The 26,524-nt window shown below is 66.7% G+C and carries 19 protein-coding genes; 9 read left to right on the top strand and 10 right to left on the bottom strand.

Features of this window, described 5'->3' with window-relative positions:
• Nucleotides 1-201: 201 nt before the first annotated feature.
• The 3 genes from ACOGI4_RS08920 to ACOGI4_RS08910 all read right to left on the bottom strand — a co-directional run bounded on the left by ACOGI4_RS08920 (nucleotide 202) and on the right by ACOGI4_RS08910 (nucleotide 5,610).
• Entirely contained in the window at nucleotides 202-954 is a 753-nt protein-coding gene (locus tag ACOGI4_RS08920) for a hypothetical protein (protein WP_419841323.1), read from the bottom strand.
• A 361-nt stretch (nucleotides 955-1,315) separates the two neighbouring features.
• Complete coding sequence (locus tag ACOGI4_RS08915; protein ID WP_419841322.1) at nucleotides 1,316-4,285, bottom strand: molybdopterin-dependent oxidoreductase; 2,970 nt, start codon at nucleotides 4,283-4,285, stop codon at nucleotides 1,316-1,318.
• Nucleotides 4,282-5,610, bottom strand: a complete 1,329-nt coding sequence (locus ACOGI4_RS08910) for a 4Fe-4S dicluster domain-containing protein (RefSeq protein WP_419841321.1) — start codon at nucleotides 5,608-5,610, stop codon at nucleotides 4,282-4,284. Before ACOGI4_RS08910 ends, ACOGI4_RS08915 begins: the two co-directional genes overlap by 4 nt.
• Before the next feature lie 158 nt (nucleotides 5,611-5,768).
• Here ACOGI4_RS08910 and ACOGI4_RS08905 point away from each other — a divergent pair, with 158 nt between their 5' ends.
• The 3 genes from ACOGI4_RS08905 to ACOGI4_RS08895 all read left to right on the top strand — a co-directional run bounded on the left by ACOGI4_RS08905 (nucleotide 5,769) and on the right by ACOGI4_RS08895 (nucleotide 11,150).
• Nucleotides 5,769-7,028 (top strand): quaternary amine ABC transporter ATP-binding protein, encoded by a 1,260-nt coding sequence (locus tag ACOGI4_RS08905; RefSeq protein WP_419841320.1) that lies wholly within the window; start codon nucleotides 5,769-5,771, stop codon nucleotides 7,026-7,028.
• Nucleotides 7,025-9,670 (top strand): ABC transporter permease, encoded by a 2,646-nt coding sequence (locus tag ACOGI4_RS08900; protein ID WP_419841319.1) that lies wholly within the window; start codon nucleotides 7,025-7,027, stop codon nucleotides 9,668-9,670. The genes ACOGI4_RS08905 and ACOGI4_RS08900 overlap by 4 nt, the downstream gene beginning before the upstream one ends.
• Before the next feature lie 445 nt (nucleotides 9,671-10,115).
• Nucleotides 10,116-11,150, top strand: coding sequence for a glycine betaine ABC transporter substrate-binding protein (locus ACOGI4_RS08895; RefSeq protein ID WP_419841318.1), 1,035 nt, complete (start codon nucleotides 10,116-10,118; stop codon nucleotides 11,148-11,150).
• A gap of 141 nt (nucleotides 11,151-11,291) precedes the next feature.
• On the opposite strand, the gene ACOGI4_RS08890 is transcribed toward ACOGI4_RS08895, so the two are convergent.
• Complete coding sequence (locus ACOGI4_RS08890; RefSeq protein ID WP_419841317.1) at nucleotides 11,292-12,119, bottom strand: SDR family NAD(P)-dependent oxidoreductase; 828 nt, start codon at nucleotides 12,117-12,119, stop codon at nucleotides 11,292-11,294.
• A 37-nt stretch (nucleotides 12,120-12,156) separates the two neighbouring features.
• Between ACOGI4_RS08890 and ACOGI4_RS08885 the strand changes: the two genes are divergently transcribed.
• Nucleotides 12,157-13,008 carry an alpha/beta fold hydrolase gene (locus ACOGI4_RS08885; RefSeq protein WP_419841316.1) on the top strand — a complete coding sequence of 284 codons (852 nt, stop codon included), beginning with the start codon at nucleotides 12,157-12,159 and terminating at the stop codon, nucleotides 13,006-13,008.
• Nucleotides 13,009-13,082: 74 nt separating this feature from the next.
• Here the strand turns inward: ACOGI4_RS08885 and ACOGI4_RS08880 are convergent, their stop codons facing one another.
• On the bottom strand, nucleotides 13,083-14,225 hold the full coding sequence (locus tag ACOGI4_RS08880) for an amidohydrolase family protein (protein WP_419841315.1): 1,143 nt from the start codon (nucleotides 14,223-14,225) through the stop codon (nucleotides 13,083-13,085).
• Between the two features lie 233 nt (nucleotides 14,226-14,458).
• Between ACOGI4_RS08880 and ACOGI4_RS08875 the strand changes: the two genes are divergently transcribed.
• Complete coding sequence (locus ACOGI4_RS08875; protein WP_419841314.1) at nucleotides 14,459-15,448, top strand: NADPH:quinone oxidoreductase family protein; 990 nt, start codon at nucleotides 14,459-14,461, stop codon at nucleotides 15,446-15,448.
• A gap of 15 nt (nucleotides 15,449-15,463) precedes the next feature.
• Here ACOGI4_RS08875 and ribH read toward each other — a convergent pair whose 3' ends face one another.
• On the bottom strand, nucleotides 15,464-16,033 hold the full coding sequence (ribH, locus tag ACOGI4_RS08870) for a 6,7-dimethyl-8-ribityllumazine synthase (protein WP_419841313.1): 570 nt from the start codon (nucleotides 16,031-16,033) through the stop codon (nucleotides 15,464-15,466).
• Nucleotides 16,034-16,183: 150 nt separating this feature from the next.
• Between ribH and ACOGI4_RS08865 the strand changes: the two genes are divergently transcribed.
• Nucleotides 16,184-16,786 (top strand): MOSC domain-containing protein, encoded by a 603-nt coding sequence (locus tag ACOGI4_RS08865; protein WP_419841312.1) that lies wholly within the window; start codon nucleotides 16,184-16,186, stop codon nucleotides 16,784-16,786.
• A gap of 34 nt (nucleotides 16,787-16,820) precedes the next feature.
• On the opposite strand, the gene ACOGI4_RS08860 is transcribed toward ACOGI4_RS08865, so the two are convergent.
• Nucleotides 16,821-17,846 carry a branched-chain amino acid aminotransferase gene (locus ACOGI4_RS08860; RefSeq protein ID WP_419841311.1) on the bottom strand — a complete coding sequence of 342 codons (1,026 nt, stop codon included), beginning with the start codon at nucleotides 17,844-17,846 and terminating at the stop codon, nucleotides 16,821-16,823.
• A gap of 93 nt (nucleotides 17,847-17,939) precedes the next feature.
• Nucleotides 17,940-19,172, bottom strand: a complete 1,233-nt coding sequence (locus ACOGI4_RS08855) for an Ldh family oxidoreductase (RefSeq protein ID WP_419841310.1) — start codon at nucleotides 19,170-19,172, stop codon at nucleotides 17,940-17,942.
• Between the two features lie 156 nt (nucleotides 19,173-19,328).
• Here ACOGI4_RS08855 and tcuA point away from each other — a divergent pair, with 156 nt between their 5' ends.
• Together tcuA and ACOGI4_RS08845 are read left to right on the top strand one after the other, a co-directional pair.
• Nucleotides 19,329-20,768, top strand: a complete 1,440-nt coding sequence (tcuA, locus tag ACOGI4_RS08850; protein WP_419843120.1) for an FAD-dependent tricarballylate dehydrogenase TcuA — start codon at nucleotides 19,329-19,331, stop codon at nucleotides 20,766-20,768.
• Between the two features lie 34 nt (nucleotides 20,769-20,802).
• Nucleotides 20,803-23,097: an NADP-dependent isocitrate dehydrogenase gene (locus tag ACOGI4_RS08845; RefSeq protein WP_419841309.1), complete on the top strand. Its 2,295-nt coding sequence runs from the start codon at nucleotides 20,803-20,805 to the stop codon at nucleotides 23,095-23,097.
• A 25-nt stretch (nucleotides 23,098-23,122) separates the two neighbouring features.
• Here ACOGI4_RS08845 and argG read toward each other — a convergent pair whose 3' ends face one another.
• Nucleotides 23,123-24,505: an argininosuccinate synthase gene (gene argG, locus ACOGI4_RS08840; RefSeq protein ID WP_419841308.1), complete on the bottom strand. Its 1,383-nt coding sequence runs from the start codon at nucleotides 24,503-24,505 to the stop codon at nucleotides 23,123-23,125.
• A gap of 194 nt (nucleotides 24,506-24,699) precedes the next feature.
• Here argG and ACOGI4_RS08835 point away from each other — a divergent pair, with 194 nt between their 5' ends.
• Nucleotides 24,700-25,902 carry a M20 family metallopeptidase gene (locus tag ACOGI4_RS08835; RefSeq protein WP_419841307.1) on the top strand — a complete coding sequence of 401 codons (1,203 nt, stop codon included), beginning with the start codon at nucleotides 24,700-24,702 and terminating at the stop codon, nucleotides 25,900-25,902.
• A 51-nt stretch (nucleotides 25,903-25,953) separates the two neighbouring features.
• Here the strand turns inward: ACOGI4_RS08835 and ACOGI4_RS08830 are convergent, their stop codons facing one another.
• Nucleotides 25,954-26,511: a hypothetical protein gene (locus ACOGI4_RS08830; protein WP_419841306.1), complete on the bottom strand. Its 558-nt coding sequence runs from the start codon at nucleotides 26,509-26,511 to the stop codon at nucleotides 25,954-25,956.
• Between the last annotated feature and the right edge of the window lie 13 nt (nucleotides 26,512-26,524).

Raw genomic sequence — 26,524 nt, 5'->3', positions numbered from 1 at the left:
AGCGGTAAGCTGACGAACTCCAACCTCGATCCGACTTCCATCGGACACAACTATGGTCCTCTAGGACGATAAACTCGGTCACGCTGTAAGAACTGCCGACAGCTTCAATCTCGCATATTGCGCCAATTTCTCGAGCCTGAATCATCTTGTAAACTTTACGAAATGACGAACACGGATGTCACCGCCGTCCACCACATCAGGTCAGTACAAATAGCCGCGCGACCGAGCCATGTAGTATTCCTGCAACATGCCGTCAACTGCTCGTGGCAGCGCTTGACGGAGGGCAGGTGCAAACCTCACACGAAATGGAGCACAATATACCGAGACCAAGTTGACAAAAATGTTGCGCTTGTTCAACGCCTCCACGACGCGCTCGAAATATAGCATGGTTGGCTCATCATCTTCATCCGTGCAATATACGCCTGTGCGGACAATTTCACAACTAGGCCCGAGACCTAATGGCCTGTCCAAGCCCCGAAACTCAGCACCAGTACTTCGCTCAGCATACCATACTATAGGTCGATCACGGTCTTCTAACTGGACGTAATCGCGGAATTCGAGGTCGTGTTCAATTTCCTTATAGTCGACAATGACACCCAGTTCAGTTACCATAGGTGTACGCTGAGATGCTGTATCCCCATGACGATTGGTATAACCGCGGACGGACTGCTGTGCGGCGCTTGCGATATCCTGAGCCAAACACGAACTCATGTCAACCTCAAAAGGTGCCAAATAGAGCGACGCAGGCAGTATCGGATGCCCTAATTCTTCAAGCGCTGTCAAGGCTGCGTGAAAATAGCCGAAAATGGTGCGCTCATCGATCACATAGATGCATGCACGTGCCAAGATATAGGTTGGCTCAATATCGGCACGATTATCCGAGCGCATCCATGTTCGCTCGGACCGCCAAGTCACTCGGCAGCCGTCACTCATCTGAGCATATTCGGAAATCAATATAGAACTATACCCGGGACCCCAAGCACAAATTGCCCCAAATTGCTCAACGTGATACATGTAACGGCTGTGCACCAGTCACCGTGGTACCAAAACAGCGCACGGCAACCGAGCTACTGTCGAGTAATGAACATCTGGGAGGCCAGCCCGACTGCCGGGAAAGACAATCGCCATGCTCCTCCAGCGTGCCTGCCGTTGCAGTTCGTAACGGCAGCGGTACGTCGCTTAGGTTCAGACGCCGGATCCTCCTGTCGTCCCTTGAGCATGGTGTACCACATGTGGGATCGACAGCACAAGTCGGTCTGCTGAGGCGATGGGCGGAATCTTGCGCGTCTCGCCTCTGCGCGCGGTGCTTGCGGCTTCAGGGGCTGATGCGGTAGGCGTCGGCGTGCGGCTTCATCGGGCGTGTCAGCCACATGGGGCGGCGCAGTCCGCCAGGGCCAGGGGCCGGGCGCGTCATTGCCAGCCACTCCTCATAGGCAGCCCGGGCACGTTCGGTATCGACCACCACGTCCCCGTACCGGTCCTCGGGCGATGCCGGACCCACACGCACCCGCTGGTGCCAGCACTGCATGCCCGACACCGGATCGGGCTGCACCGAGAACGTCAGGTTCTGGTGTACACCGGTGTCGTTCCACCACACCCGCTCAGAATCGGGATCGCCCGACGCAAACGGCGCCATCGGGCCGGTGCGGCGCAGCCGCCATGCCGAGCCGTCCTGCTCGATCTCCGCGGGGCCGCCGGCCCACGACCTCGGCGGCGTGCTGCGGTTGTCCGTGTCAGAGCGAGCACCACGAGCCGCACGCCCCTCCGACGCAGGGTCGAGCCGCCAACGGCCCATGTGGTGCGACGCCGCCACCACCCCGGGGCGGATGCCTTCGGTGCGCCAAGCCGAGATGACGAAGTGGCCGATACGGGTGCTCACCCGCACCAGACCTCCCACCTCGATGCCGAGCGCTTCGGCATCCGAGGGGTGAACCCACAGCGGATGACGATGGCTGATCTCCGCCAGCCATTTGGAGTTGGCAGACCTGGTGTGGATCAGCGTGGGTATGCGGAACGTCGGCACCAGAATGCGCTCATCACCCGCCAAGTCCAGCTGCTCCCAGTGGACATGGCTGGGAATCCAACCCGGCGTGGCATGCTCGGGCCAGCCCCACTCGGCCAGCGTCGTGGAGTACAGCTCCAGCTTGCGCGACGGCGTCGGGAAGCCCTGACGCGCTGCGCCGGCCACCTGCACCGCCACCGAGCCGTCACCGAGCGGCGGCAGCACACGGTCGGCGCCGCGGACCGAGTCGCGCAGCGGACGGTAGACGGCGTCGTCTCCCAGCACAGCGCCGGCGAGCTGCGAGGGCTGCACCTCCCGTTCGTGGTGGCCGTAGGCATCACCTCGGACAGCGTAGGCGCCGCGGTCGCGCATGAACTCCAGCGGTGTCTGGCCCGCAGCGGCGGCATCGTCGGCGAGGCCCGGAACCTCCTCGGCGAAGATCGTGCCGTAGTACTCGTCGACGCTGATCGGCTCGCCAGGCCGAGCCGGACTCTCGAACCACTTTCGGATGCCCAGCGCGCCGTCTGGATCGATCCGCCAGGACAGGTCGATCCAGAACTCGTTCTCCTCCCACACCTCGCCCGGGTTGAACTCATGCGTGCGTGATTCGGGCCCCAGCTGCGAGCCCTGCAGCTCGGCATAACGGCGCATCACCGGCTGACGGAAGCCCAGCCATTGGCCGGCGTGCGTCTCGAACGACGCCAAGTCGTGGCGCTCCGAGCCCACACCCATCGGCAGCACGTAGTCGGCGAACCAAGCAGTCTCCGACCAGGTCGGGGTGAGCGCCACGTGGCAGCCCACCCGCTGCGGATCGCGCAGTGCCTCCAGCCAGCTGAACCCGTCGGGGTTCGTCCACACCGGGTTGTACACACGGGTGAAGTAGGTGTCCAGCTTGCCCCTGCCCTCGCGCAGGAAGTGCGGCAGCAGAATCGACATCTCGTGGTGGCTGAGCGGGTACTCGCGCGGCCACGACAGCTCGTTCCAGCGCTCCACCGGCGGCGGCCGCAGCGGCGGCGCCGGCTTCAGCTTGTGCCAGCCTGCGCCCGTGGTGCCACCCACGGTGCCCACCGACCCGGTGAGCACGTTCAACAGGAACAAGCACCGTGCGGTCTGCCAGCCGCCGAGATTGCCCGCCCCGGCGGCGCGCCAGTTGTGCGACGCGAACCGTCCCAGCGCTCCGCCGATCTCGGCGGCGATCACTCGCAGCTCGTTCGCATCCACCCCGCACAGCTGCGCCGCCCGTTCCGGCGTGTACTGCGCATACGCGTCGCGCAGCGCCACTTCGACCGATTCGAACACCGGCGGCAGGTCGGGCCGGGTCTGCGCCAAGTACGTCTCCCAGTTCGTCCAGCGATGAACGAACGCACGGTCCCAGGTGTCGGCCACGAGCAGCAGATGTGCGAGGCTGAGCAGCAGAACCGGTTCGGTGCCGGGCCACGCTGGCAGCCAGTGATCGGCCTTGGCGCCGGTGTTCGACAGCCGCGGATCCACACAGATCACCGTTGCGCCCCGCTGCTGGGCCTCGATGATGCGCTGCGCGTGCGGGTTGAAGTAGTGCCCAGCCTCCAGATGGCTGGAGATCAAGAAGATGACCTCGGCGTTGGCGAAATCCGACGAGGGCCGGTCGTGGCCCATCCAAGTCGTGTAGCCCACCCGGGCACTCGAAGAGCAGACGTTGGTGTGGCTGTTGTGCCCGTCGATGCCCCAGGCCGTCAGCACCCGCTCGGTGTAGCCGTCCTCGCCCGGACGGCCCACGTGGTACATGATCTCGTCACGCCGGTCCTCCACGATGGCCGCCCGGATACGGGCCGCGATCTCGCTCAGCGCCTCGTCCCAACTGACCCGCTCCCAGCCGCCGCCGCCTCGTTCGCCCGTTCGGCGCAGCGGATACAAGATGCGCTCGGTGTCGTGTACTTGGTTGATCGTGGCCGGCCCTTTGGCGCAGTTGCGACCTCGCGAGGCCGGATGCTCGGGGTTGCCCTCGAAGCGGACCACCTCGTCGGTGTCGCGGTCGATGTAGGCGACGAGTCCGCACGCCGCCTCGCAGTTGAAGCAGGTAGTGGGCACCAGCGTGTAGTTCCGCTCCACGCGACGGGGCCAAGCGGCTGCATCCAGCTCGGTCCAGCGATGCCAGTGCTCGTGAGGGACCGAGGCGCCAAGCCTCGGCGGCATATTCGCGGCGGCCGCACCGCTGGCATCGGCGGCCACGGCATCGGTCGCAGCGGCTGTGGCGTCGGCGTCGGCCGCTGCAGGATCGGCACCGAGTTCGCGCGATCCGCTCACGACAGCGGCACCGCTTGGGCCTCACGCAGGAAGCGGCGGTCGTGCCGCCACAGCCACGCCAGCACTCCCGCCGCCAGCACCGGCGTCCACATGATCGCCCAGGCGTCGGCCTTCACGGCCACATACGCGCCCCAGACCGAGCCGCCGCCGAGCACCGCCTCGCCGATCAGCCGGCCCGCAAGTGCGAGCACCGAGCGATCCGCCCACATCACCCGGCCGCGACACTGCCGCAACAGCAGCGCCGTGTACGCGGCGGTGGCCACCGACAACAGTGCCGTGGGGCCGATGAGCACTACGAACCACGTCGCGCTGCCCCACAGGCCCGCGATGCCCCACAACAGCACGAACAACCCGTCAGCCAGGATGACCCACGAGCCGGCGGTGATCCAGCTGCGCAGGCGTCCTTTCGTGAACAGGAACCAGAATCGCTCGGGCCGCTTCAGATCCGCGATCAGCAACACGCCGGTGACCGCTAGCGCTGCCAGCGCGATCGCCGCCGGTCCGACGGCCACCGCGGCGCGGTCGTCCCAACCGGCGAGCGTGGCGCCGATAGCCCACAGCATCACTCCTGCAGCTACGCCCTTGGTGACGAAGTAGCCGGCGACCTTGGCACCCCACGGCTCGGCGTGGGAAACCGTGTACGCGGTACGCGCCGCAGGCGCAGTGCCACTGGAGCGAACCTGGGCGGCGCGATCAGGCGGTCGCGATGTGCGGTGAGCCCAGTCCGCCCAGATCAGCCCGTCATCGGCTATGGGCCGGGCCAGCGGATCCAAGGCTTCAGGCACGGTTCCGGCGTAGTACACCTTGGGCAGCGTGCGTCGTCCGGGAGAACGCACGGGCAAGTCCTCGTTGCGGATGCGCTCGGCGACCACGTCGCGAGGATCGTCGTGGTCCACCACCGTGATGGCCCGCGTCGGGCACACCGACACGCACGACGGCTCAAGCCCCACCGCGAGCCGGTGCTGGCAGAAGTTGCACTTGTGCGCCGTGCCGGTGGCCGGCGAGATGTAGAGCGCGTCGTAGGGGCAGGCGTTCATGCAGCCCTTGCAGCCGATGCAGCGCGAGTCGTCGAAGTCCACCACGCCGTTCGAGGCTCGAAAGAGCGCGCCGGTCGGGCAGATGGCAATGCAGGGCGCGTCGTCGCAGTGGTTGCAGCGCATCACGGTGAAGTGCCGCTCGGTCTGCGGGAACGTTCCGGTCTCCAGGTAGTTGACCCAAGTCCGGTTGACGCCCAGCGGGACGTCGTGCTCGCTCTTGCACGCGACGGTGCATGCATGGCAGCCGATGCACGCACCGCTGTCCAACAGGAAGCCCAAGCGTGTCACAGCCGTGCATTCTCGCAGGCCGTGGCCCCGACCAGTCGCGGGAACAGGCGCGGCACCGCGCGTGACGTGCATCGGCGCGGTCCGTCGGGCTGCACGTGTTTCCCTGACCGGCACACCTCGGCGCGCCTATGGTCATCGGCGACGTGACGGGAGACCAGATGAACAACGTCGCTGGCAACAGCCACATCGCAGCCAACGAGACGCAGGACGAGGAGATCATCCGCCTGAACGAGGTGTACAAGATCTTCGGGCCTCAACCACGTGGCCGAGCGTTCGAACTGGCCCGCTCCGGTGTGCCCAAGAACGACGTGCAGCGGCTCTCGGGCCACGTCGTGGGCCTCACCGACGTGACCTTCTCAGTGAAGCGCGGCGAGATCTTCGTGGTGATGGGACTGTCGGGCTCTGGCAAGTCCACCGCCATCCGCACCGTCAACAAGCTGCACGACGTGACGCACGGCGAAGTGCTCGTCGACGGCGTCGACGTCCAGCAGCTCGACGGCACCGACCTGCAGGCGTTCCGGCGGGAGAAGATGGGTATGGTCTTCCAACACTTCGCCCTGTTCCCGCACCGCAAGGTGCTCGACAACGTCGGCTACGGGCTCAAAGTGCAGAAGGTGGACCGGGCCAAGCGCAACGAGGCAGCGATGCGAGCGCTGTCGCTGGTAGGCCTCGCGGCATTTGCCGGCCACAGGCCCGCGCAGCTCTCCGGCGGCATGCAACAGCGTGTCGGCTTGGCGCGGGCGCTGGCCTCAGATCCGGACATCCTCCTCATGGACGAGGCGTTCAGCGCGCTCGACCCGCTGATCCGGCGGCAGATGCAGGACGAGATGATGGACATCCAAGCCGAAGTCCACAAGACGATCCTGTTCATCACGCACGACCTCAACGAAGCGCTGCGCATCGGCGACCGGGTGTGCATCATGAAGGACGGCGCAGTGGTGCAGATCGGCACGCCGGAGGAGATTCTCACCGAGCCCGCGACCGGCTATGTGGCGGAGTTCGTTCAGGACGTGGACCAAGGCCGGGTGATCAAGGTCCACGAGGTGATGTCGGACCCGCAGCCGATTCCCTCGGACATCTCGCTCAGCGACGCGCTCGACCGAGTACACGAGATCGCGGGACGCTTCTGCTGCGATGCCGCCGGCAAGCCGGTATCGCTGCTGACGGCAGCCGACGGACTGCGCGCCCGGGGCATGGGCAGCAACGACCTCAAGAAGGCGCTGCGCACGGATTTCGACAAGTGCAGCCCGGACGCCACCTTGAACGAGATGTACGCCGCGGCGGGCCGTGGACTCTCCATCGCAGTGGTCGATGATGACGGCACCCTGGTCGGCAATCTGGATCCCCATCTCATCATGGAGGAAATGGGTCGCGTCGAGCAGCTCATAGACGGCTTCGAGCGGGAGGTGTTCATGTGAGCGCCGCAGCACTGCTCGCCCAGGCCGACAGCGAGCAAGACGACAACGGCCACTTCTTCGACCGGTTCGTCGACACCGTCACCGCACCCGAAGCCGGCGACCGGGTGGTCGAGTGGCTGACGACGGGAATCGAATGGGCGCTGCTGGTGGCGATCTTCGCCGTGCCTGCGCTGCTGCTGTTCGGGGGCGCCGTCGGGCGCCGCTACGGACTGGCAACCGGCGGACTCGTCGGACTCGTGGTGATGTGGTGGTATCGGATCAGACCAGACGAGGTGGTGGCGTCGGGCACTCGCCGCTTCCCCAGCGGCGACGGCACCGTGGAGTGCCGCGACGCCATCGTGGACGCCGATGGCGGTCTGGTCGACTGCTCGTCGGGCCTCATTGCACAGGTGCGCCAGAACACGGTGCTGGACAGCTGGCAGATTCCAGTCGGCGACTGGGTGGAGCAGGTCGTGTTCTGGGTGGACAACAACATGAAGGCAACGCTGGCGGTCATCGAATGGCCGTTCCGCACGCTGCTCAAGGTGATCGTCGACGATTGGCTCCTGCAGATGTCGTGGCTGACCGTGTGCGTCGCGGTATTCCTGCTCGGATGGTTCTTCCGCAACTTCCAAGTCGGACTCCTGGCCTTCCTCGGCCTGCTCATCTGCGGTCTGCTGGGCGATTCCTACTGGCGCGAAACAGCGCTGACGATCGGCTTCATCGGCGTGGCTGTGCTCTTGTGCGTGGCCATCGGGATACCCATCGGGATCCTGTGCGGCCGTGTCGACGGGGCGTGGAAGGTGGTGCGTCCGGTGCTGGATGCCATGCAGGTCGTCCACTCCTTCGTCTACATGCTGCCGTTCATCTTCTTCTTCGGGGTCGGCTTCGTCTCAGCGACGATGGTGACCATGACGTTCGCTCTGCCGCCGCTCATCCGGCTGACGAATCTCGGCATTCGGCAGGTGCCAGAAGACGTGGTCGAAGCGTCGCGCGCCTATGGCGCACCGGAATGGCGGGTCTTGACGGACGTGCAGCTGCCGTTGGCTCGGCCGGCGTTGATGACCGGGCTCAACCAGACGCTGCTGCTGGCCATCTCGATGCTCGGCATCGCCGCGATCATGGGCGCTGGCGGACTCGGCCGGCTGCTCTTCCAGGCAATATCCAATCTCGACATCGCACAGGCCGGCTCCGGTGGTCTCGCGTTCTTCTTGGTCGCCGTCGTGCTGGACCGCCTGAGCCAGCCCGAGGCAGGAGATTCGGGCAACCTGTTGAGCCGCATCGCTTCGGCGTGGCGCAACCGCCGCACCCCGGAGAAGCTGCTCGAAGCAGCGCAGCAGGCCGACGCTTCGCGAGCGCTGCCGGACGCCGGTGACGACACGCCGGACGAAGCCTTCGTGCAGGCGAGCAGCCGAGAGCGAGCCGGCATGATCGTCACCGCAGCAGGCGCCGTGGTCGCGCTGGCCGCGCTGGCGATGCCCTGGAACGTCAATGCGGGCTTGGTGTCGGCCTACGCGCGCTCGGCCGACACGGATCTGCGCACCGAGCAGTGTTCGGGCAACTGGGTTCAGACCGGCGCCCTGGACCCGTTAGCGGCCGATGGCGAAGCGCTGGTCTGCGACGGCACTGCGTCGTTCGTGTCGAACAGCTTCAACGGCATCGCCGCGTCCGGGGGCTCGTGGTTCGGCATCTTCCTGGCGATCCTGAGTGCCGCGGCGCTGTTCGCTGCGCTCAACACGCTGCTGCGGCCAGGCCAAGGCTCGCGCTGGCTGTCGGCCCACGGGGCCCTCGTGTTCTCGCTCGCATCGCTGGTGCCGGCGGTCGCCTACCTGTTTGCCAGACCGCCCGACGACGTCGCGGCGTCAGGCATCTACTCGTTGGGCGCGGGTGTATTCGTGGCAGCTGTGGGCTCGCTCGTCGCTGTCGGAGGTGCCTGCGTGTGGATGTGGTCCTCGCCGATGAGCGCGCGACGGCCGTTGCCGGCGTCGGTGAGCTGGGGTCGCCTGCTCGGCGGGTCGTTCGCTGTGCTGCTGCTGGTGATGGGCGGCTATGCGGGTTGGAGTTTCGACACCCGCGCCGAGTCGGTCATCGACGACGAGCTGCAAGCCGAACTCGACCGCATTGCGGCCGAAGGTGCCGAGGCTTCCGCCGCCGCACGTGCTGCTGCAACTGCCGCTGACGAAGCCGAAGCAGCAGGCGACGAGGTACAAGCGCAGGAACTGCGGCGAGAGCAGAGCCGGCAGCTCGCGCTCGAGGGAGTGAAAGCTGCCGACATCACAGCGATGATCGCCCAAGCCCAGCGGCAGGGCGACATCATCCACGACGGCTTCGAATCTGAGGGCGCAGGGCTAGGAATCTGGACGCTCGTCGCGGGCATCGCAGCACTCGCGCTGAGCGTGCCGGCCATCGGATTGCTCGGCATCGACGAGACGTTCCGCTACCGCTGGAGCAGCGTGGTGGCCGGGCTGGGTCTGGGTGTCGCGGTGGTGCCCCTCGCGTGGATCGTCACGATTGTGCGTGTGGCCGACGCCAACTTCGTCTCCGGCGTCGGAGCGATGTTCGTGCTCACTGCCGGCGTGACCTTGTTCTCGGCGTCCCGCAGCACGCTGGCGGAGTTCGAGCGGAACAAGGTCTACGGCGACATTCCCGTCGGTGCCGGCTAGACAGCCGAGCCAGGTCAGCAGCGAGGCCTTGGGCGCGGCACCGCGCTGGGTGCGCTTGCATCAAGCCTGTAAGCGCAGCCAAGCCGCACAGATCACCCAAAGTTGCGGGTGCGGCGCTGATGCGACTACGGTGCTTGTCGAGGAGTCCTCGTCGACCGGGTCGTTGGCGCCGTACGTGCGCCGCCGGTCGGGCCAACGGTACCGCGCATGCACAGCCGGTGCCCGATGTATGCGGCCACCGTCCGGCGCGGCGCTTCACGAAAGCTAATGCCTACACCGGAGAACATCCAAGATGAAACCACATCGACTGACCAGATGGATGCTGCTGCTCGCAGCATTCGCGTTGTTCGCAGCCGCTTGCGGCAGTGACGACGACGAAACCGCCGATACTCAAGCACCGGCTGCGACAACGGAAGCTCCCCCGGCCACAAGTGCAGCGCAATCGATGACTCCCGGCGAGGGCGTCAACGTCACCATGGGTAGAGCCGACTGGAACACCGGGTACTTCCAAGCCGAGCTGTATCGACAGCTGCTGGGGGAACTCGGCTACAACGTGAGCGACCCAGCCGAACTCGAACTCGGACCCAACAATGCCTACATCGCCATGGCCGAGGGCGACATGGACTTCTGGGTCAACAGCTGGTACCCGGGGCACAACACCTGGCTGGCAGGCGAGCTGCCCGACGGCACGCTGGTCGGCGACCACTTGTCGAAGGTGGGCGAAGAGATGATGGCCGGCGGCTTGCAGGGCTTCCTGGTGACCAAGTCGTTCGCGGACGAGTACGGCGTGTACACGATGGATGCGCTGAACGACAACGCCGAGGCGCTGGCTGCCTTCGACGAGACCGATCCCAACCCGGGCAACGGCGTTGCCGACATCTTCGGCTGCCCTGAGTCGTGGACCTGCGACAACATCATCACCAGCCAGATCGCTTTCTCCGGCTGGGACAACCTCCAACAGACCATTGCCGGCTACGACGCCATGTTCGCCCAAGCGGTGGACTCAGCCAACAGCGGCGTGCCGATGGTCGCCTACACGTGGACGCCCTCGGCGTACGTCACTCAGTTGCGCCCGGGCGACAACGTCTACTGGATGGGGGTCGACGAGATCTTGGACGACTCCAACCCGACCGGCGTCGAGGGCGGTGAGGAACACTCGCAGCGCGGCGCCGACGGCACCGGCGGCTACGCGGCTATCGGGCCGGACCAGTGCCCATCGGCCGCCGACAATCCTGACGGTCTGTGTCCGATCGGCTGGGAGGCCGCGGACATCCTGGTCACCGCGAACAATGAGTTTCTGGCCGCCAATCCAGCGGCAGAGGCACTGCTCGAAGCGGTCAAACTGTCGGTGATCGAGGTGTCGCTGGCCAATGTGGAGCAAGGCGAAGGTGCTGAGCCGGCCGATTTGGCAACCAAGTGGATTGCCAATAACCGGGCGACAGTCGACGCTTGGCTCGCGGCAGCCCGCGCGGCTGCGTAGCCGCTCAACCCACTAAGTCGCGCGGCCGCTCAGCAACGCTGATGGCGGCGCCGGCGTCAACGCACATTCAGACACCTGCGGATGGCGTCGGACTTCGGTCCGGCGCCTTCCGCGCGTGCCGGTGATGTGTGCCCGGCGCGCTCAGGTTTCCAGTTCGGGCAGCGCAGGCGGGGAGGAAGACGCGGCCACGCGCGCCATGCCGCCGTCGACGACCAGTGTCTCACCGGTGACGTAACGCGAGGCATCGGAGGCGAAGAACAGCACCACGTCGGCCACGTCGTCGCTGAGACCCCAGCGTTTCAGGGCGATCTGTCCGGCGAGGTCCTCGATCAGGCCCGGCACGGTGCTGCGTGCCTCCTCCCAGATCGCCGTTGCGATCAGGCCGGGTGCAACCGAGTTCACGCGGATGCCTTGAGGTCCCCAGTCCGCTGCGAGCGCTCGGGTCATGGCGTCGACGGCGCCTTTGGTGCCGGCGTAGGCGACGCGGCCGAGCGGACCGTGGACGCCGGCCACGGAGCTGATGTTGATGACGGATCCGCCGCCGCCGGCGATCATCGACGGTGCGAGCGCGATGCTCAGCATGGCCAGCGAGCGCACGTTGATCGAGAACACCAGGTCGAGGTCTGCTTCGGTGAGCTGAGCCGGGGTGCGGCGCATGGGAATGCCGGCGTTGTTGACCAGCACGTCCACGCGGTCCACCTGGTCGAGTATTCGGCGAGCCAAGTCTGTGCCTGCGCCGGCGGGAGCGAGATCTGCCGTCACCACGACGGGATCGTGCCGCAGTCCAGCGGCGACGCGTTGGAGGTCCGATGTGGTGCGACCGGTCAGCACCACCCGTGCGCCGGCTGCGTCGAGCACACGGGCGCAGGCTTCGCCGATGCCGCGACTTGCACCGGTGACGACCGCCACCTTGCCGCTCAGCCGGTGCTCGGCGCCGATCGTGTCGATTCCTGGGTCCGCGGAGTTCATGCGCGCAAGCTAACTGCACCATTAGCGTGATCCAGCGATGATGCGGCTCACCCACGCCGACGGCGAGCACGCTGTACTGCACGATCTGGGTGGAAGCGGGCCGCCGCTGCTGCTGACGCACGGCAACGGCCTCAACGCCGGCATGTGGGCCACCGTGGTGCCGCACCTCCAGCAGTCGTTCCGATGCTGGGGCTTGGACTTTCGCGGTCACGGTGCCTCGCGTCAACAGCACGACCAGATGTCCGTAGACCGGTCGCGCCTCGCCGGGGAGATACTCGCGGCGGTGAACGCCTTGGGTGGCGAGCCGTTGGTTGCAGCGGGCCACTCGCTGGGCGCTGCCTGTTTGGTCCTCGCTGAACTGCAGCAGCCCGGCACCTTCCGAGGCCTGTACCTCTACGAGCCGGTGCTGGTCCCTGACGGCTCCCCGGTGCTCGAGACCGATCACGAGCTGGTCGTGGCAGCGAGACGACGGCGCCTGCGATTCGCCACCGTGGACGAGGCCCACGACCGTTTCGTCTCCAAGCCGCCCTTCTCCCAGTGCGAACCAGCGGCAGTGCGGGCCTACGTCGAGCTGGGCACGTACCCCTCGGGCGACGATGCGGTGCGGCTGTCGTGCTCAGGCGACACCGAGGCTCGCATCTTTGAGTCAGGCGGGCCCGTTGACTATCGGCTGTTCGGCGCGGTGTCCTGCCCTACCGTCGTCGCCCGCGGCGATTCGCCTGCTATGTGGAACTCCGGTCCGCCGCAGCTGGCGGCACCTATCGCCGAGGCGCTCGGCAACGGGCGACTCGAAGCGTTCGCCGAGCTGAGCCACTTCGGCCCGATGGAGCAGGGAGAACTGGTCGCTGCGTCCATCCGGGCTCACTTGGCGCCGCCCGTCGCTGCGTAGCCGCGAGCAACAAGCACAGCGCGGCGCAGCCGCCAGCAGCCGGGCCTCCAGCAGCCGGGTCCGCCAGCTCGGACTCAGGCAGCTGCCGGAAGGCTGTCCGGATCCAAGCCGTAGAGGTCAACCACGTTGCTCCACACCATCTGCTCTTTCTCGTGAACCGGAACTTCTGAGAGAAGCTCGTCGAGTATCTGCCGCGAGTTCGGCCAGATCGAATCGTGGTGCGGATAGTCGTTGCCCCACAGCATGTTGGCGACGCCGATGGACTGCCGTGTCGCGATGCCCTCGGCGTCGTCCTCGAAGGTAACCCAGAAGTTCCGGTCGAAGTACTCCGACGGCTTCATGGTGAGCTCGTCGGAGACCTCCCACGGCGTGCGGTACGCGGCATGGTCGAGGCGCTGCTTGAAGTGGCCGACCCAGCCCGTCTCGTACTCGGCGCACACGAAGCGCAGGTCGCTGAATCGCTCCACGACGCCACCGCAGATGAGGTCGATCACCGTGTTGGCCACCGTCGTGTGAGCCAAGGTGTAGCCCTTCAGGTGACCTCCAGGCGTGCCCCAGTGCTCCGGCAAGCCGCCGTCGAAGCTGGTGCCGGTGAAGATGTGCATGGTCAACGGCACGCCGAACTCCTGAGCACGCGCCCAGAACGGGTCGAAGTCGGGGTGCGAGTAGGGCTTGGCAGGGTCGACGTGAGCCGGAATGGCGAAGCCTCGTACGCCCAACCCCGCAGAGCGGTCAATCTCGGCGATCGCCCGCTCCACGTCGGGCAGCGGCAAGCAGCCGACGCCGACGAGGCGGTTGCGATCGACCGAGCAGTAGTCGAGCACCCAATCGTTGTGGTTGCGGAACGCAGCGTCTCGCACCTCGTCGTCCTCGATGGCAAACGTGAACATGGACAGGCTCGGGTACATGACCTCCCCGACGATGCCGTCCTGCGCCTGCTCGTCGAGTCGCGCCGTGGGATCCATCACGCCGGGGTTGAAGCCGTCGTAGCCGCGTTCGATACGGGCGTGGGTAGCAGGATCGGACAGGCTGGCACCGGCGATGCCGAGCCGGCCCACCGGTATGGGACGGACGCCGCCCGGCAGCACGAGCCACGTGCCCGGCTTGTCGTCGTGATTCTGGCTGATGAACGGCGCTCGGTCTCCGTAACGGTCAGTCAGTCCCGCGTAGATCTCGGCTGCTTCGACCACATGCGAGTCGCACGAGTAGTACCGCATTGCCCCCCCCTGCTTCGCTTGGGCGTCTGTGCGCGGAGTCACCCTGACGGAGTCATCCCCAATCGGGAATACGTCGGTCTCCACAGTAGCAGCGGCCTGCGATGCGCTCCCCATGCTCGGCTCACGCGGATCGATGCTGTCTCTGCCGTGCCGCAGCAACGTCTTCGCCGAGATCGATGCAGACGGCATGCGTTCGGCCTGAACGTCGGCACCCGTTGTGCAACAGTGTTGCCATGCGTGCTTTGGAAGTGCAGTCGCTGACCGGGCCTTCGGGCGTCGCCGTAATCGACGCCCCCGAACCCGTTGCCGAAGCGGGTGCCGCATCGGTCATTGTCGATGTCGTCTGCGGCGGCGTGTCGTTCCCCGACCTGCTCCAGAGCCAAGGCCTCTACCAGCACCGGCCCGATCCGCCGTTCCGGCCAGGGATCGAGGCCTCAGGTGTGGTGCGCAGCGCTCCCGCCGACTCGGGCTACGCACCCGGCGACCGGGTCTGCGTGTGGTCGAGCGGCTGCTTGGCCGAAGTCGTAGCCGCCAGGCCTCGTGATCTGTTCGCCTTGCCCCGCCGGCTCTCCTTCGAGCAGGGCGCGGCGCTGGTGATGAACTACCAGACGGCGGTCTTCTGCATGGTCGACCGGGCGGGCTTGCGCGAAGGCGAATCAGTGCTGGTGCTGGGCGCTTCCGGCGGTGTGGGCACCTCGGGCATCCAAGTGGCCAAGGGCGTCGGCGCCGGGCCGGTCATCGGCTTGGTGTCGACGCAGGACAAGGGCGAGGTGGCCAAGGCGGCCGGCGCAGACCACATCGTGCTCGTCGGCGACGGCTGGAAGGACGAGGTCCGCGAGCTGACTGCGGGTCGCGGTGTCGATATGACCTACGATCCCGTCGGCGGGGATCGCTTCCTCGACGGCATCCGGGCGCTGGCGCGCTTCGGACGGCTCGTGGTGGTGGGATTCGCCGCCGGCGAGATTCCGACGGTGAAGGTGAATCGACTGCTGCTGCGCAACGTGAGCGTGATCGGCGCTGCGTGGGGCGAGGCCGTGGCTGCCGACCCGGCCATTCCCGCCCGCATCCACGAGCGTCTGCTGCCGATGATCGTCTCGGGCGCGGTGCGGCCCCCGATCGGACAGGTGCTGCCCTTCGAGCAGAGCGCGGAGGCCTACCGGCTGCTCGACGAACGAGAAGCCGTCGGCAAAGTGCTCGTGCGCATGCGCCCCGACCCCGTCTAGCTGGGTGAGACCCGGCTAGCGAACTGAATCGGCCGAGGCGATGTCGCGCGCAAGCAGCGCCATCGTGACTGCCACGCAGGCAGCCTCCTCGCCGACGTTGTGCTCACCCGGTCCTGGTGCTGGTTTCGGACGCTCCGCGCTGCTGCGGCCGGCGGCGGCATCGCCTGCGACGGCGGTACGCGGCACGTAGCTGCGGACTAGCGCCTGCTGGTGGTTCTCTACGGTGACGAGCCCGAATCCAATGGGCACCTCGGTCGCCAGCTGCACTGCCATGAGGCCGCTCGCTGCGCCTTCGCTGACCAGCTCGTAGTGCGTGGTGTCGCCCCGGATCACGGCCCCGATGGCGACGATCGCGTCCACTCGGCCGCTGCGGGCAAGCATCTGAGCAGCCAAGGGGATCTCGAAGCACCCGGGCACCGAGACCTCGGTGGTCTCGCACACACCGAGGTCGGCCAGGCCGCGCTGCACGCCGGCTGCGAGCCGATCCACAATGCCGGAGTTCCATGCCGCCCGAACGATGCCGACTCGCAGGCCCGCACCCGAGCCCGCGGGCGGCTTGCCAGCACGCTGATCGCCGCTCGCCACGCCCGCACGGTACCGCTGCCGGCCTCCTCAACACTCGAGGACATGCTTGAATCTGCTGACGCTCCGATACGTGCGGACAAGGCCGTGCCGGCTCAAGCACGAGCTGGATCAAGCATCATGCGGAGCACGCAACATCGAGGTACCGCGAAGATGAACACGTCAGCCAAGGACCATGCCGCCGCCGCTGGTGACGATGCCAATGCTGCGCGCCACCGCAGCGCGGACGAGCTGGAGGCCGCGCTCGCTCACATTCGCGAGTCTCCTGACGACAGCGGGGTCATCCGGCTCATCGCCCGTCGACCTGTCGAGGACTCCCGTGAAGTGCTGGACGAAGCCCGCATCAGCCTCACCCACGGCATCGAAGGCGACAGCTGGAACCAGCGCGGCTCGTCGTCGTCGCCGGACGGAGGTCCGCATCCGAACAAGCAGCTCACCATCATGAATGCGCGTGCCGCGCAGGCCATCATCGGCCCGATCGAGCGTTGGCCGCTGGCGGGAGACCAGATCTATGCAGACCTCCACCTCGCACACGGCTCACTGCCCGCAGGCACGCACCTCGCAGTCGGCGAGGCCGTAGTGGAAGTCGCCGTCGAGCCCCATCAGGGCTGCGCGAAATTCGCGGCGCGGTTCGGACGCGATGCCCTGCGATTCGTGAACACGGGCGAGGGCCGCGAGCTGCGTCTACGCGGGATCAACTGCCGTGTCATTCAACCCGGCACGGTCCGCGTCGGCGATGCCGTCAGCCGCCTCTGACCCACCGCCAGCAGCGCCAGGCGGCTGAGGTGGCTCAGCCCTTCACCGGCGTGCGCCAGCCGAAGGGGTCGGGCGCGGCGCCGACTTGGATGTCCACGAGTGCTTGGCGCAGCCGCATGGTGTTGCGGCCCGGCTGTCCGTCGCCCACGGTGAGCGTCTGGTCCGCAGACAGGATCGTGCCCACCGGCGCCAGCACTGCGGCTGTTCCCGACAAGAAGGCTTCGCCGTGCTGTGCCCATTCGACCAACTCTTCCGGAGCGATGGAGCGCTCCTCGACCGAGTAGCCCAACGACTCGGCCAGCTCGAGCACCGACGCACGGGTGACGCCGTGCAGGAACGACTCGTCGAGGTGGCGCGTCACCACCCGGTCGTCGTCGGCCAGAAAGAAGTTGGATGCTCCGGTTTCGGTGATGTCGCCGCCGGTGGCGAACAGCATCTGGTCAATCGCCTCGTTGCCTGCCATGGCATCCAGCGTGGGTGCGAGCGCCATGGCGTAGTTGCCGCCGCACTTGACCATGCCGAACTGAGGCACCGTGCGGGGAATCTCGGTTTCCACCAGCAACGTCAAGGGCCGTACCCCGCCCTTGAAGTAATCGCCGACCGGACAGTTCACGACATACAGCAGCGCGCTGCGGGTCGGCCGCGCCGCAGCTCCGATGTCGGGCTCGGTGCCGATCAGCGTCGGGCGGATGTAGAGCGATCCGGGCGGATCGGGCACCTCAGCGGCGTTGGCTTCGACCGCATCGACGACCATCCGATGCAGGCCGCCCGGATCGACGGCCGGCAGCCGTAGTCGCTCGGCGCTGGACACCATGCGTTCCACATGGCGGTCCAGCCGGAAGATCGCCAATGACCCGTCCGTTTGCCGATGCGCCTTGAGTCCTTCGAAGATGGCACTGCCGTAGTGCAGCACATGGGCGGCGGGGCTGATCGAGAAATCGCCGAACGGCTCTGCTTCGCCGCGGTAGCAGTAGGTGCCGCCGTCGGCACGCGCTGTGGTCATCCAGTCGCAGAAGATGGTCCCGAACGGGACCGTGAACGGGTCGGGCTTGTCAGTCACCGGCACTCCATTCGCGGCTCTATTCGGTATTGCCAGTTCGACATTGCCCGATGACGCTGGGCGAGCCTTGCAAGTGCCCAAGCGCCCATGCGCTCAAGCCTGCTGCAGCGTACTCACCGCGCCGGGCGGCATAGCGCGGACCGCCGAAGCGATCGACGCTTCGGGTACGCCTGCGGCGCGGGCGCCGCTGCAGATGCTCTCCCAGGTCTCAGCGGGCAGCGTGATGCCGGCGGCCATGCGCTGCTGGCGCCGCTCGTGCTCGACGTCACCCGGCAGCTGCACGGGACGCTGAGCATCGATGGCGTCGGCCTCACAGAACCAGTCGAGGTACGCCGCTGCGATGTCGTCGTAGCCCAGGTCGGTCGCGCCGGCGGCGGTGTCGACTCGGGCCGGGTCGATGTAGACCGACAGCATCCCGTTCGCGAAGCGAACGCGGCGGGGTCCCGCCGTGCCGGTGCCGGTGAGCGCACCGGCCAGCAGTTCGCACATGACGGCGATCCCCGAACCCTTGTGCTCGCCCATTGCGCGCAGAGCGCCTGCGCCGTTCATCGAGTTCGGCCGCTGGCCCTCGGCGAACGAATAGAGCACCCGCGGGTCGCCAGTGATCTCGCCGTCGCCGGACACCAAGGCGTTGTCGGGGACAGCCGGGCCGCCGTGCAGGGCGACCATGGCCTTGCCCTCGGCTACCACCGACGTGGCAAAGTCGTGAATCACCGGACGGCGGCCCGCCACGGGTGCGCCGAACGCGCACGGATTGGTGCCCATGCGGCGCGACTTGGCGCCGAAGGGCGCGACGAGCCGGCTGTTCGCGACGTTCACGAAATGCATCGAGACCAAGCCCTCGTCGGCGGCCATCTCCGCGTACTCGCCGATGCGACCGAGGTGTCCTGCGTTGCGCAGCCCGACCACCGCGACGCCGAGCTCGGTGCAGCGCTCGATGCCCAGCTGCACCGCTGCAGGCCCGACGGTCTGGCCCATGCCGTACTTGCCGTCCACCAGCATCAGCGCGCCGGAGTCGATCAGCACCTCGATGCGCTGATCGGCGACTTGCACGCCACCCGCCAGCAGTTCCACGTAGAGCGCCGAGCGGATGACGCCGTGGCTGTCGTGACCGGCAAGATTGGCGCCGACCAAGCTGGTGCCGATGCGAACCGATTCGGCGTCCGAGCAGCCTGCGTGGCGGAAGATCTCGGCGATGAAGTCCGCCAAACGCTCGTGGTCGATGATCACCGGCCCGCTTGCGTCGACCCCAGAAACCGCTGCTTCGTCCCCACTCGCGCCAGCAGCTGTATCTGCAGCCGCGTCTGCTGTACGGGTCTCGCTCATCACCGCAGCGTAGGTGCTGCGCCGACGGCGACGCCTACCGCAGCTGACCTAGCCTCGCCCGTCGTGAGCACACCGACGGGACCGCCCAATCCGTCGGCAGCACCTACCCCGAGCGAACGCTACGACGTGGTGGTGGTCGGCGCAGGCAACGCCGCGATGTGCGCAGCGCTCGCAGCGCACGAGGGCGGCGCTCGGGTGCTGGTGCTCGAGCGTGCCGGCGACACAGAAGCAGGCGGCAACAGCCGCTTCACCGCCGGCGCGGTGCGCTTCGCCTACGACGGTGTTGCCGACCTGCGCGCGCTGATGCCCGACCTGACCGACGCCGAAGTCGCGATGACGGACTTCGGCGCCTACACCGAGGACGAGTTCTTCGCCGATCTCGGCCGCGTCACCGACTATCGCTGCGACCCCGACCTAGCGAGCACGCTGGTGAACCGCAGCAAGGACACCTTGTTGTGGATGGCGAGCCACGGCGTGCGCTTCGCGCCGATCTGGGGACGTCAGGCCTTCAAGGTGGACGGACGCTTCAGGTTCTGGGGCGGCCTCACGGTGGAGGCCGTGGGCGGCGGCGAGGGACTGGTGGCGGCTTTGCGAGCGGCGATGGCCAGCAACGGGATCGAACTCTGGCACGAGGCGGCCGGACACCGGCTGATGCTCGACGAAGCGGGCCGTGTGCGCGGCATCGGTATCCGCCGGCCCGGACGCACGGTCGAGGTGGCAGCCGGCGCTGTGGTGCTGGCGTCAGGCGGCTTTCAGGCGAACGCCGAATGGCGTACCCGCTATCTGGGTCCCGGCTGGGATCTCGCCAAGGTGCGCGGCAGTCGCTTCAACACCGGTGACGGCATCAGGATGGCGTTGGATGTCGGTGCCATGCCGCACGGCAACTGGAGCGGCGCGCACGCGGTGGCGTGGGACTACAACGCGCCCGAATTCGGCGACTTGGCTGTCGGGGACGGCTTCCAGAAGCACAGCTACCCGTTCGGGATCATGCTGAACCAGCGCGGCCTGCGCTTCGTCGATGAGGGCGCCGACTTCCGCAACTACACTTACGCGCGCTACGGGCGTGAGATCCTGGCCCAACCGGGGCACTCGGCTTGGCAAGTGTTCGACGTCGGCGTCGCTCATCTGCTGCGCGATGAGTACCGCATTCGCCAGGTCACCAAGGTCACTGGCGACAGCTTGGAGGAACTCTGCGCTCGCATGGAAGGCGTGCATGCCGAATCGGCGCTGCACACGATTCGGGAGTTCAATAGCGCCGTCGACCGCGGCGTGCCGTTCGACCCCAACGTGCTCGACGGCCGCCGCACGAGCGGCCTGCGCCCCGACAAGACCAACTGGGCGATGCCGATCGAGACGCCGCCGTTCACCGCGTTCCGAGTGACCTGCGGGCTGACGTTCACCTTCGGCGGGCTGCGCATCGACGAGAGCGGCTGCGTCATGGACACCGATCTGCGACCGATCAGCGGCCTCTACGCCGCAGGAGAGCTGGTGGGCGGCCTGTTCTGCGGCAACTACCCCGGCGGGTCGGGCCTCACCGCCGGCGCCGTGTTCGGCCGCTTGGCCGGAGGCTCTGCCGCCGGGAAAGCAATGGGCTGACGCCGATGCACCGCGGCGGTAGCGTCACCACGGTATGTCGCTGACCTCCTCGCTCCAGCACACAGACGCACGAGGCGCGAGTTCGAGGATCGTCTACACCCACACTGACGAGGCACCGGCACTGGCGACCTATTCGCTGCTGCCGATCATCACGGCGTTCACTGATGCAGTCGGCGTCGATGTCGAGACTCGCGACATCTCACTGGCGGGCCGCATCATCGCTGCGTTCGGCGACGCTCTGGCACCTGGCCAACGCGTCAACGATGCGCTCGCCGAACTCGGCCTGTGGACCCAGCACCGCGACGCCAACATCATCAAGCTGCCCAACATCTCAGCTTCGGTGCCCCAGCTGAAGGCAGCCATCGCGGAGCTGCAGTCCAAGGGCTACGCGGTGCCGGACTACCCCGACGACCCCGCAGATGCCGTCGAGCGGGATGCCCGCGAGCGCTACGACAGTGTCAAGGGCTCAGCGGTGAACCCGGTGCTGCGCGAAGGCAACTCGGACCGCCGCGCACCCCGCGCCGTCAAGGAGTACGCCCGCCAGTACCCGCATTCGATGGGCGCTTGGTCCCCGGCGAGCCGCAGTCACGTGGCGACCATGTCCAGCGGCGATTTCCGCTCGAACGAGCAGTCGGCGACCATGGCCGCCGACGGCTCGCTGAGCATCGAGCATGTGGACGCCGAGGGTCGCGTGCGGCTGATGCGCAAGGTGCGCGTGAGCGTCGGCGATGTCGTGGACTCCACGTACATGTCGGTGGCTGCGCTGCGCACGTTCCTCGAGCATCAGATTGCCGACGCCCGCTCGTCGGGCCTGCTCTTCTCGCTGCATCTCAAGGCCACCATGATGAAGGTGTCGGACCCGATCGTGTTCGGCCACGCCGTGCGAGCGTTCTTCGCGCCGGTGTTCTCCCGACACGGCGATGCTCTCGCTGCGTCCGGCGCGGACCCCGACGACGGCTGGGCCAACGTGCTGTCCGCGGCGGAGTCGCTGCCAGTCGAGCAGCGCGAGGCCATCGAAGCAGACATCGCAGCCACGCTCGCCGAACGCCCTGGCTTGGCCATGGTCGACTCAGACCGCGGCATCACGAACCTGCACGTGCCCAGCGATGTCATCGTGGACGCTTCCATGCCGGCGATGATCCGGGCCTCCGGGCAGATGTGGAATGCGCAGGGCCGCCAGCAAGACGCCAAAGCCGTCATCCCGGACTCCAGCTACGCAGCCGTCTACCAGGCGGTGATCGACGACTGCCGGGCCAATGGCGCGTACGACCCCACCACGATGGGCTCAGTACCCAACGTCGGGCTCATGGCGCAAAAGGCCGAGGAGTACGGCAGTCACGACAAGACCTACGAGGTGGACGAGGCAGGAACGATGCGAGTCGTCACCGAGTCCGGCGACGTGCTGATGAGCCATCAGGTGGCCGCAGGCGACATCTGGCGCATGTGTACCACCAACGACGCGGCCGTCGCCAGCTGGGTGGACTTGGCCGTTCAGCGCGGCCGGCTCACCGGCGCAGCGGTGGTGTTCTGGCTGGATGCCGATCGGCCTCACGACGCGCAGCTCATCAGCAAGGTCGATGCCCAGCTCGCTGAGCGCAGGTCCGAGGATCCCTCTGTCGGCGAACTGAACATCAGCACGCTGGCGCCCGCCGAAGCGTGCCGTTTCTCCTTGGAACGCATCCGGCGCGGCGAAGACACCATCTCGGTCACCGGCAACGTGCTACGCGACTACAACACCGACTTGTTCCCGATCCTCGAGCTGGGCACCTCGGCCAAGATGCTCTCGGTCGTGCCGCTCATGGCCGGCGGCGGGCTGTTCGAGACGGGCGCAGGCGGTTCGGCCCCCAAGCACGTGCAGCAGATGGTGGCCGAGAACCACCTGCGCTGGGACAGCCTGGGCGAGTTCCTGGCGCTTGCCGTGTCGCTCGAGCATCTGGCGCGGGTTGCGGAGAATCCGGCGGCACAGCTGCTCGCTGACACCCTCGACGCTGCAATCGGCACGTGGCTGGCCGAAGGCCGCGCCCCGAGCCGGCGGGTCCACGAACCCGACAACCGCGCCAGCCACTTCCACCTCGCTCGACATTGGGCCGCGGAGTTGGCCCGTCAAGACGCCGACGCAGCGCTAGCCGAACAGTTCGCGCCGCTGGCCAACGCTCTGGCCAACCATGAGCAGCAGATCGTGGCCGAGCTCGTGGACTGCCAAGGCGGTCCGGTGGATCTCGGCGGCTACTACCTGCCCGACCCAGCGCTCGCCGAAGCCGCCATGCGCCCGAGCCCCACCTTCAACCGCATCATCGACAACTTCCGCGCCAGCCGCCCGACCACGTAAGTCGGGGTCTCAGTAAGTCGGAGTCTCAAGCGTCGAGTTCGGGGATGCCTCCGGCACCGAGGCGGCCTGAGTCGCGGTACGCGGCGAGCTTGGCGCGGCTGTCGGCGATGTCCAAGTTGGCCATGGTGAGCTGGCCGATTCTGTCCGCCGGGCCGAATGCTGCGTCGGACACACGCTCCATCGACAGCCGCTCCGGCGCGTAGGTCAGCCTAGGACCGGACGTGTCCATCACCGAGTAGTCGTCGCCACGCCGAAGCCGCAGCGTGACCTCGCCGGTGACGCTCGAACCCACCCAGCGCAGCAGCGAGTCGCGCAGCATCAACGCCTGCGGGTCGAACCAGCGCCCCTCGTACAGCAGCCGTCCGAGGTGCCGCCCCATCGTGCGGTAGTTCTCCAGCGTGGCCTCGTTGTGCATCGCCGACAGCAGACGCTCGTAAGCGATGTGCAGCAGCGCCATTCCTGGGGCCTCGTAGACGCCCCGCGACTTGGCCTCGATCACCCGGTTCTCGATCTGATCGCTCATGCCGAGTCCGTGGCGACCTGCGACGGCATTGGCCTCGATCACCAGCGCAACACGGTCATCGCCCGAGTTGCCAAGTGCCGAGTTGCCGGATGCCGATGGGCCGACCTGGCCGACTGCTACCGGCCATCCGTCCGCGAACCGCACCGTGACGTCCTCGGCTTCGATCTCCACGGCAGGGTCCCAATGGGCCACGCCCATGATCGGCTCGACGATCTCCATCGAGGTCGCCAAGTCCTCGAGGCGTTTCGCCTCATGGGTTGCTCCCCAGATGTTGGCGTCGGTGGAGTAGGCCTTCTCTGCGGGGTCGCGGTACGGCAGGTCGCGAGACGCCAAGTACTCGCTCATGCCCGCTCTGCCGCCCAGCTCGTCCACGAACGCAGTGTCCAGCCACGGCTTGTAGATGCGCAGCCCGGCGTGGACGAGCAGGCCGTAGCGGTAGAAGCGCTCGATGTCGTTGCCCTTGTAGGTCGAGCCGTCACCCCAGATGTCGACGCCGTCGGCAGCCATGGCCGTTACCAGCATGGTTCCCGTCACCGCGCGGCCTAGCGGCGTGGTGTTGAAGTAGGTGCGGCCCGCGGTGGAGATGTGGAATGCGCCGCACTGCAGCGCAATCAGGCCTTCGCGCACCAGCTCCGCGCGGCAGTCCACCAAGCGGGCGGCGTGAGCGCCGTAGTCCAGCGCTCGCTGCGGCACGCTCGGCAGGTCCGGTTCGTCGTACTGGCCTAGGTCGGCGGTGTACGCGTGCACGAGCACGCCGCGTTCGGCCATCCACGCCACGGCCGCGGAGGTGTCGAGTCCGCCGGAGAAGGCGATGCCGACACGCTCCCCGGCCGGAAGCTCCGCCAGCACCCGCGAACCGCCTCCCGATGCAGATCCGATCGACATGGGCCACCACGGTACGGCCTGTGACCTGTGTTGCAGAAGCGGCATGCAGCGGATCGCAGCGCCTTGGGTCGCGGCACCCAGTCGTTTCCGTCCAAGTCATTCGCATCGGAGTCGCAGGCGCTTGCACCGGCACTTGCACGATCGCTGGCACCGGCGCAGCGCGGCGCGTACGCTCGGCCGAGAAGGGGCGACACATGAGCGAGAGCGAGGCAGCAGCGGGCACCCGTGGCACGGCCACTGGCGCCACCGACGCGACCGGCCAGTCGATCGCAGAGCTGCTGAGCGAGATCGTGCGCATCCCGAGCGTCAATCCGATGCATCAGGGGCCGCGCTCGGGCACAGCGGCCGAAGCCGACATGGCCGACTGGCTTGCCGAGCGAGCGACAGCGCTGGGCGCAGACGTGGAGCTGGAAGTGATCCAGCCGGGGCGGCCCAACGTGTACGCCCGATTCGCCGGCCGGACGGAGCGCATGCTCGCCATCGACATTCACCTCGACACGGTCGGCGTCGAGCACATGGAAGGCGAGCCCTTCGACGGCCGTGTCAGCGAAGGCCGCGTCTGGGGACGGGGCGCCGTCGACACCAAGGCGACCATGGCCGTGGTGCTGGCGGTGCTGGGCGAAATGGCGTCCGCCGGGCAGCAACCGGCCTGCACCGTCGAGCTGGTCGGCACCATCTCCGAAGAGGGCGGCGGCCTCGCCGGTGCCACCGCATATCGAGACCGACTGCTGACGCGCGGCGAGCGTCGTGAGCAGATCGTGGTGGCCGAACCCACGATGTGCGCGCCGGTGTACGGCCACAAGGGCGGCCTCGGCATCGAGGTCCAGATCGAGGGGCGGGCTGCGCACTCCTCCAAGCCCCACCTCGGCATCAACGCGCTGTCCGCCGGGGGACGCGTGGTTGCGGCTATCGATGCTGAGCAAGAACGGCTCACCAGTCGAGGCAAGGCAGGCGCGCTCGGTGCCGGCACCGTGTCGGTGAACGAGATGCACGGCGGCCGGGCGCGCAACATCGTGCCTGATCTATGCGAGCTGTACGTCGGGCGACGCATCGCCGACGGGGAAGACTACGAGACCGAGTACTCCCGCCTCACCGAGGTCATTCGCGCCGCTGCGCTGCCTGCCAGAGTCAGCGTCCAGATGGCGAACGGCTTCGGCAGCAATGCCTTCCTGCAAGCGCCCGAATGCGCTCTGGTGACCTCACTGGCGCAGCTGTCGGGTCGCAGCCCCGAGGTGGCCGACTACGGCACCAATGCGCTGCGATACGGCGAGGTAGCCGACCAGATCGCGGTGTTCGGGCCTGGCTCCATCGACCAAGCCCACCAAGCCGTCGAATGGGTCGAGATCTCACAGCTCGAACGAGCCGCCGACATCTACCGCAAACTCCTCACCCGCTGAGTTTGATATCAGATGCAAATCGGAGAGCGTCAGCAATCGAATGATATCGAATCAGAAGCGCTGTCTCAAAGTAGCGATTAGCCGATTGAAGGCTGAATAGAGTTCATCAATTCGATCATCAAGCTGACTGATCTCATAGCGCAATGTGCCACGATCTAGAATTGTGGCACCGAACGGACTCGAACTCCCTATCGAATCACCAACGTCCTCAATTCTATCCTCCAGCTCACTGATATCGTAACGAAGAGTACCGTAATCGAAGCTTGAGTTGCCGATTGAAGCAGCAATACTCTGAATCACTCGCTCAAGCTGACTGATTTTGTAACGTAGCGTGTCGCGGTCTAGGCTTGAGATGCTGAACGGACTTGAGCTCCCTATCGAATCACCAACGTCCTCGATTCTTTCTTCCAGCTGACCGATATCGTAACGCAAAGCACTATTCTGAGAATTTATTTGACGCATCTGATCGCTGATAACTCTGGCCTGCCACACAAGAGCGAATACGCCCAACGCAACTATGGTCACTAGGACAATCGTGACCAAGTGCTTTACTTCATTCCTCGCCCACAAGTCTCGAATGCGTTCATACAGGTGATCCCAAACGGACATCTTACCTCTTCGT

Origin of the sequence: Candidatus Poriferisodalis sp. (assembly GCF_965205175.1) — a bacterium.
In the GTDB taxonomy this organism is placed as follows: Bacteria; Actinomycetota; Acidimicrobiia; order Acidimicrobiales; family Poriferisodalaceae; genus Poriferisodalis.
The sequence above is the reverse complement of the archived record's forward strand: the minus strand, read 5'-3'. Positions and strand labels throughout refer to the sequence as shown.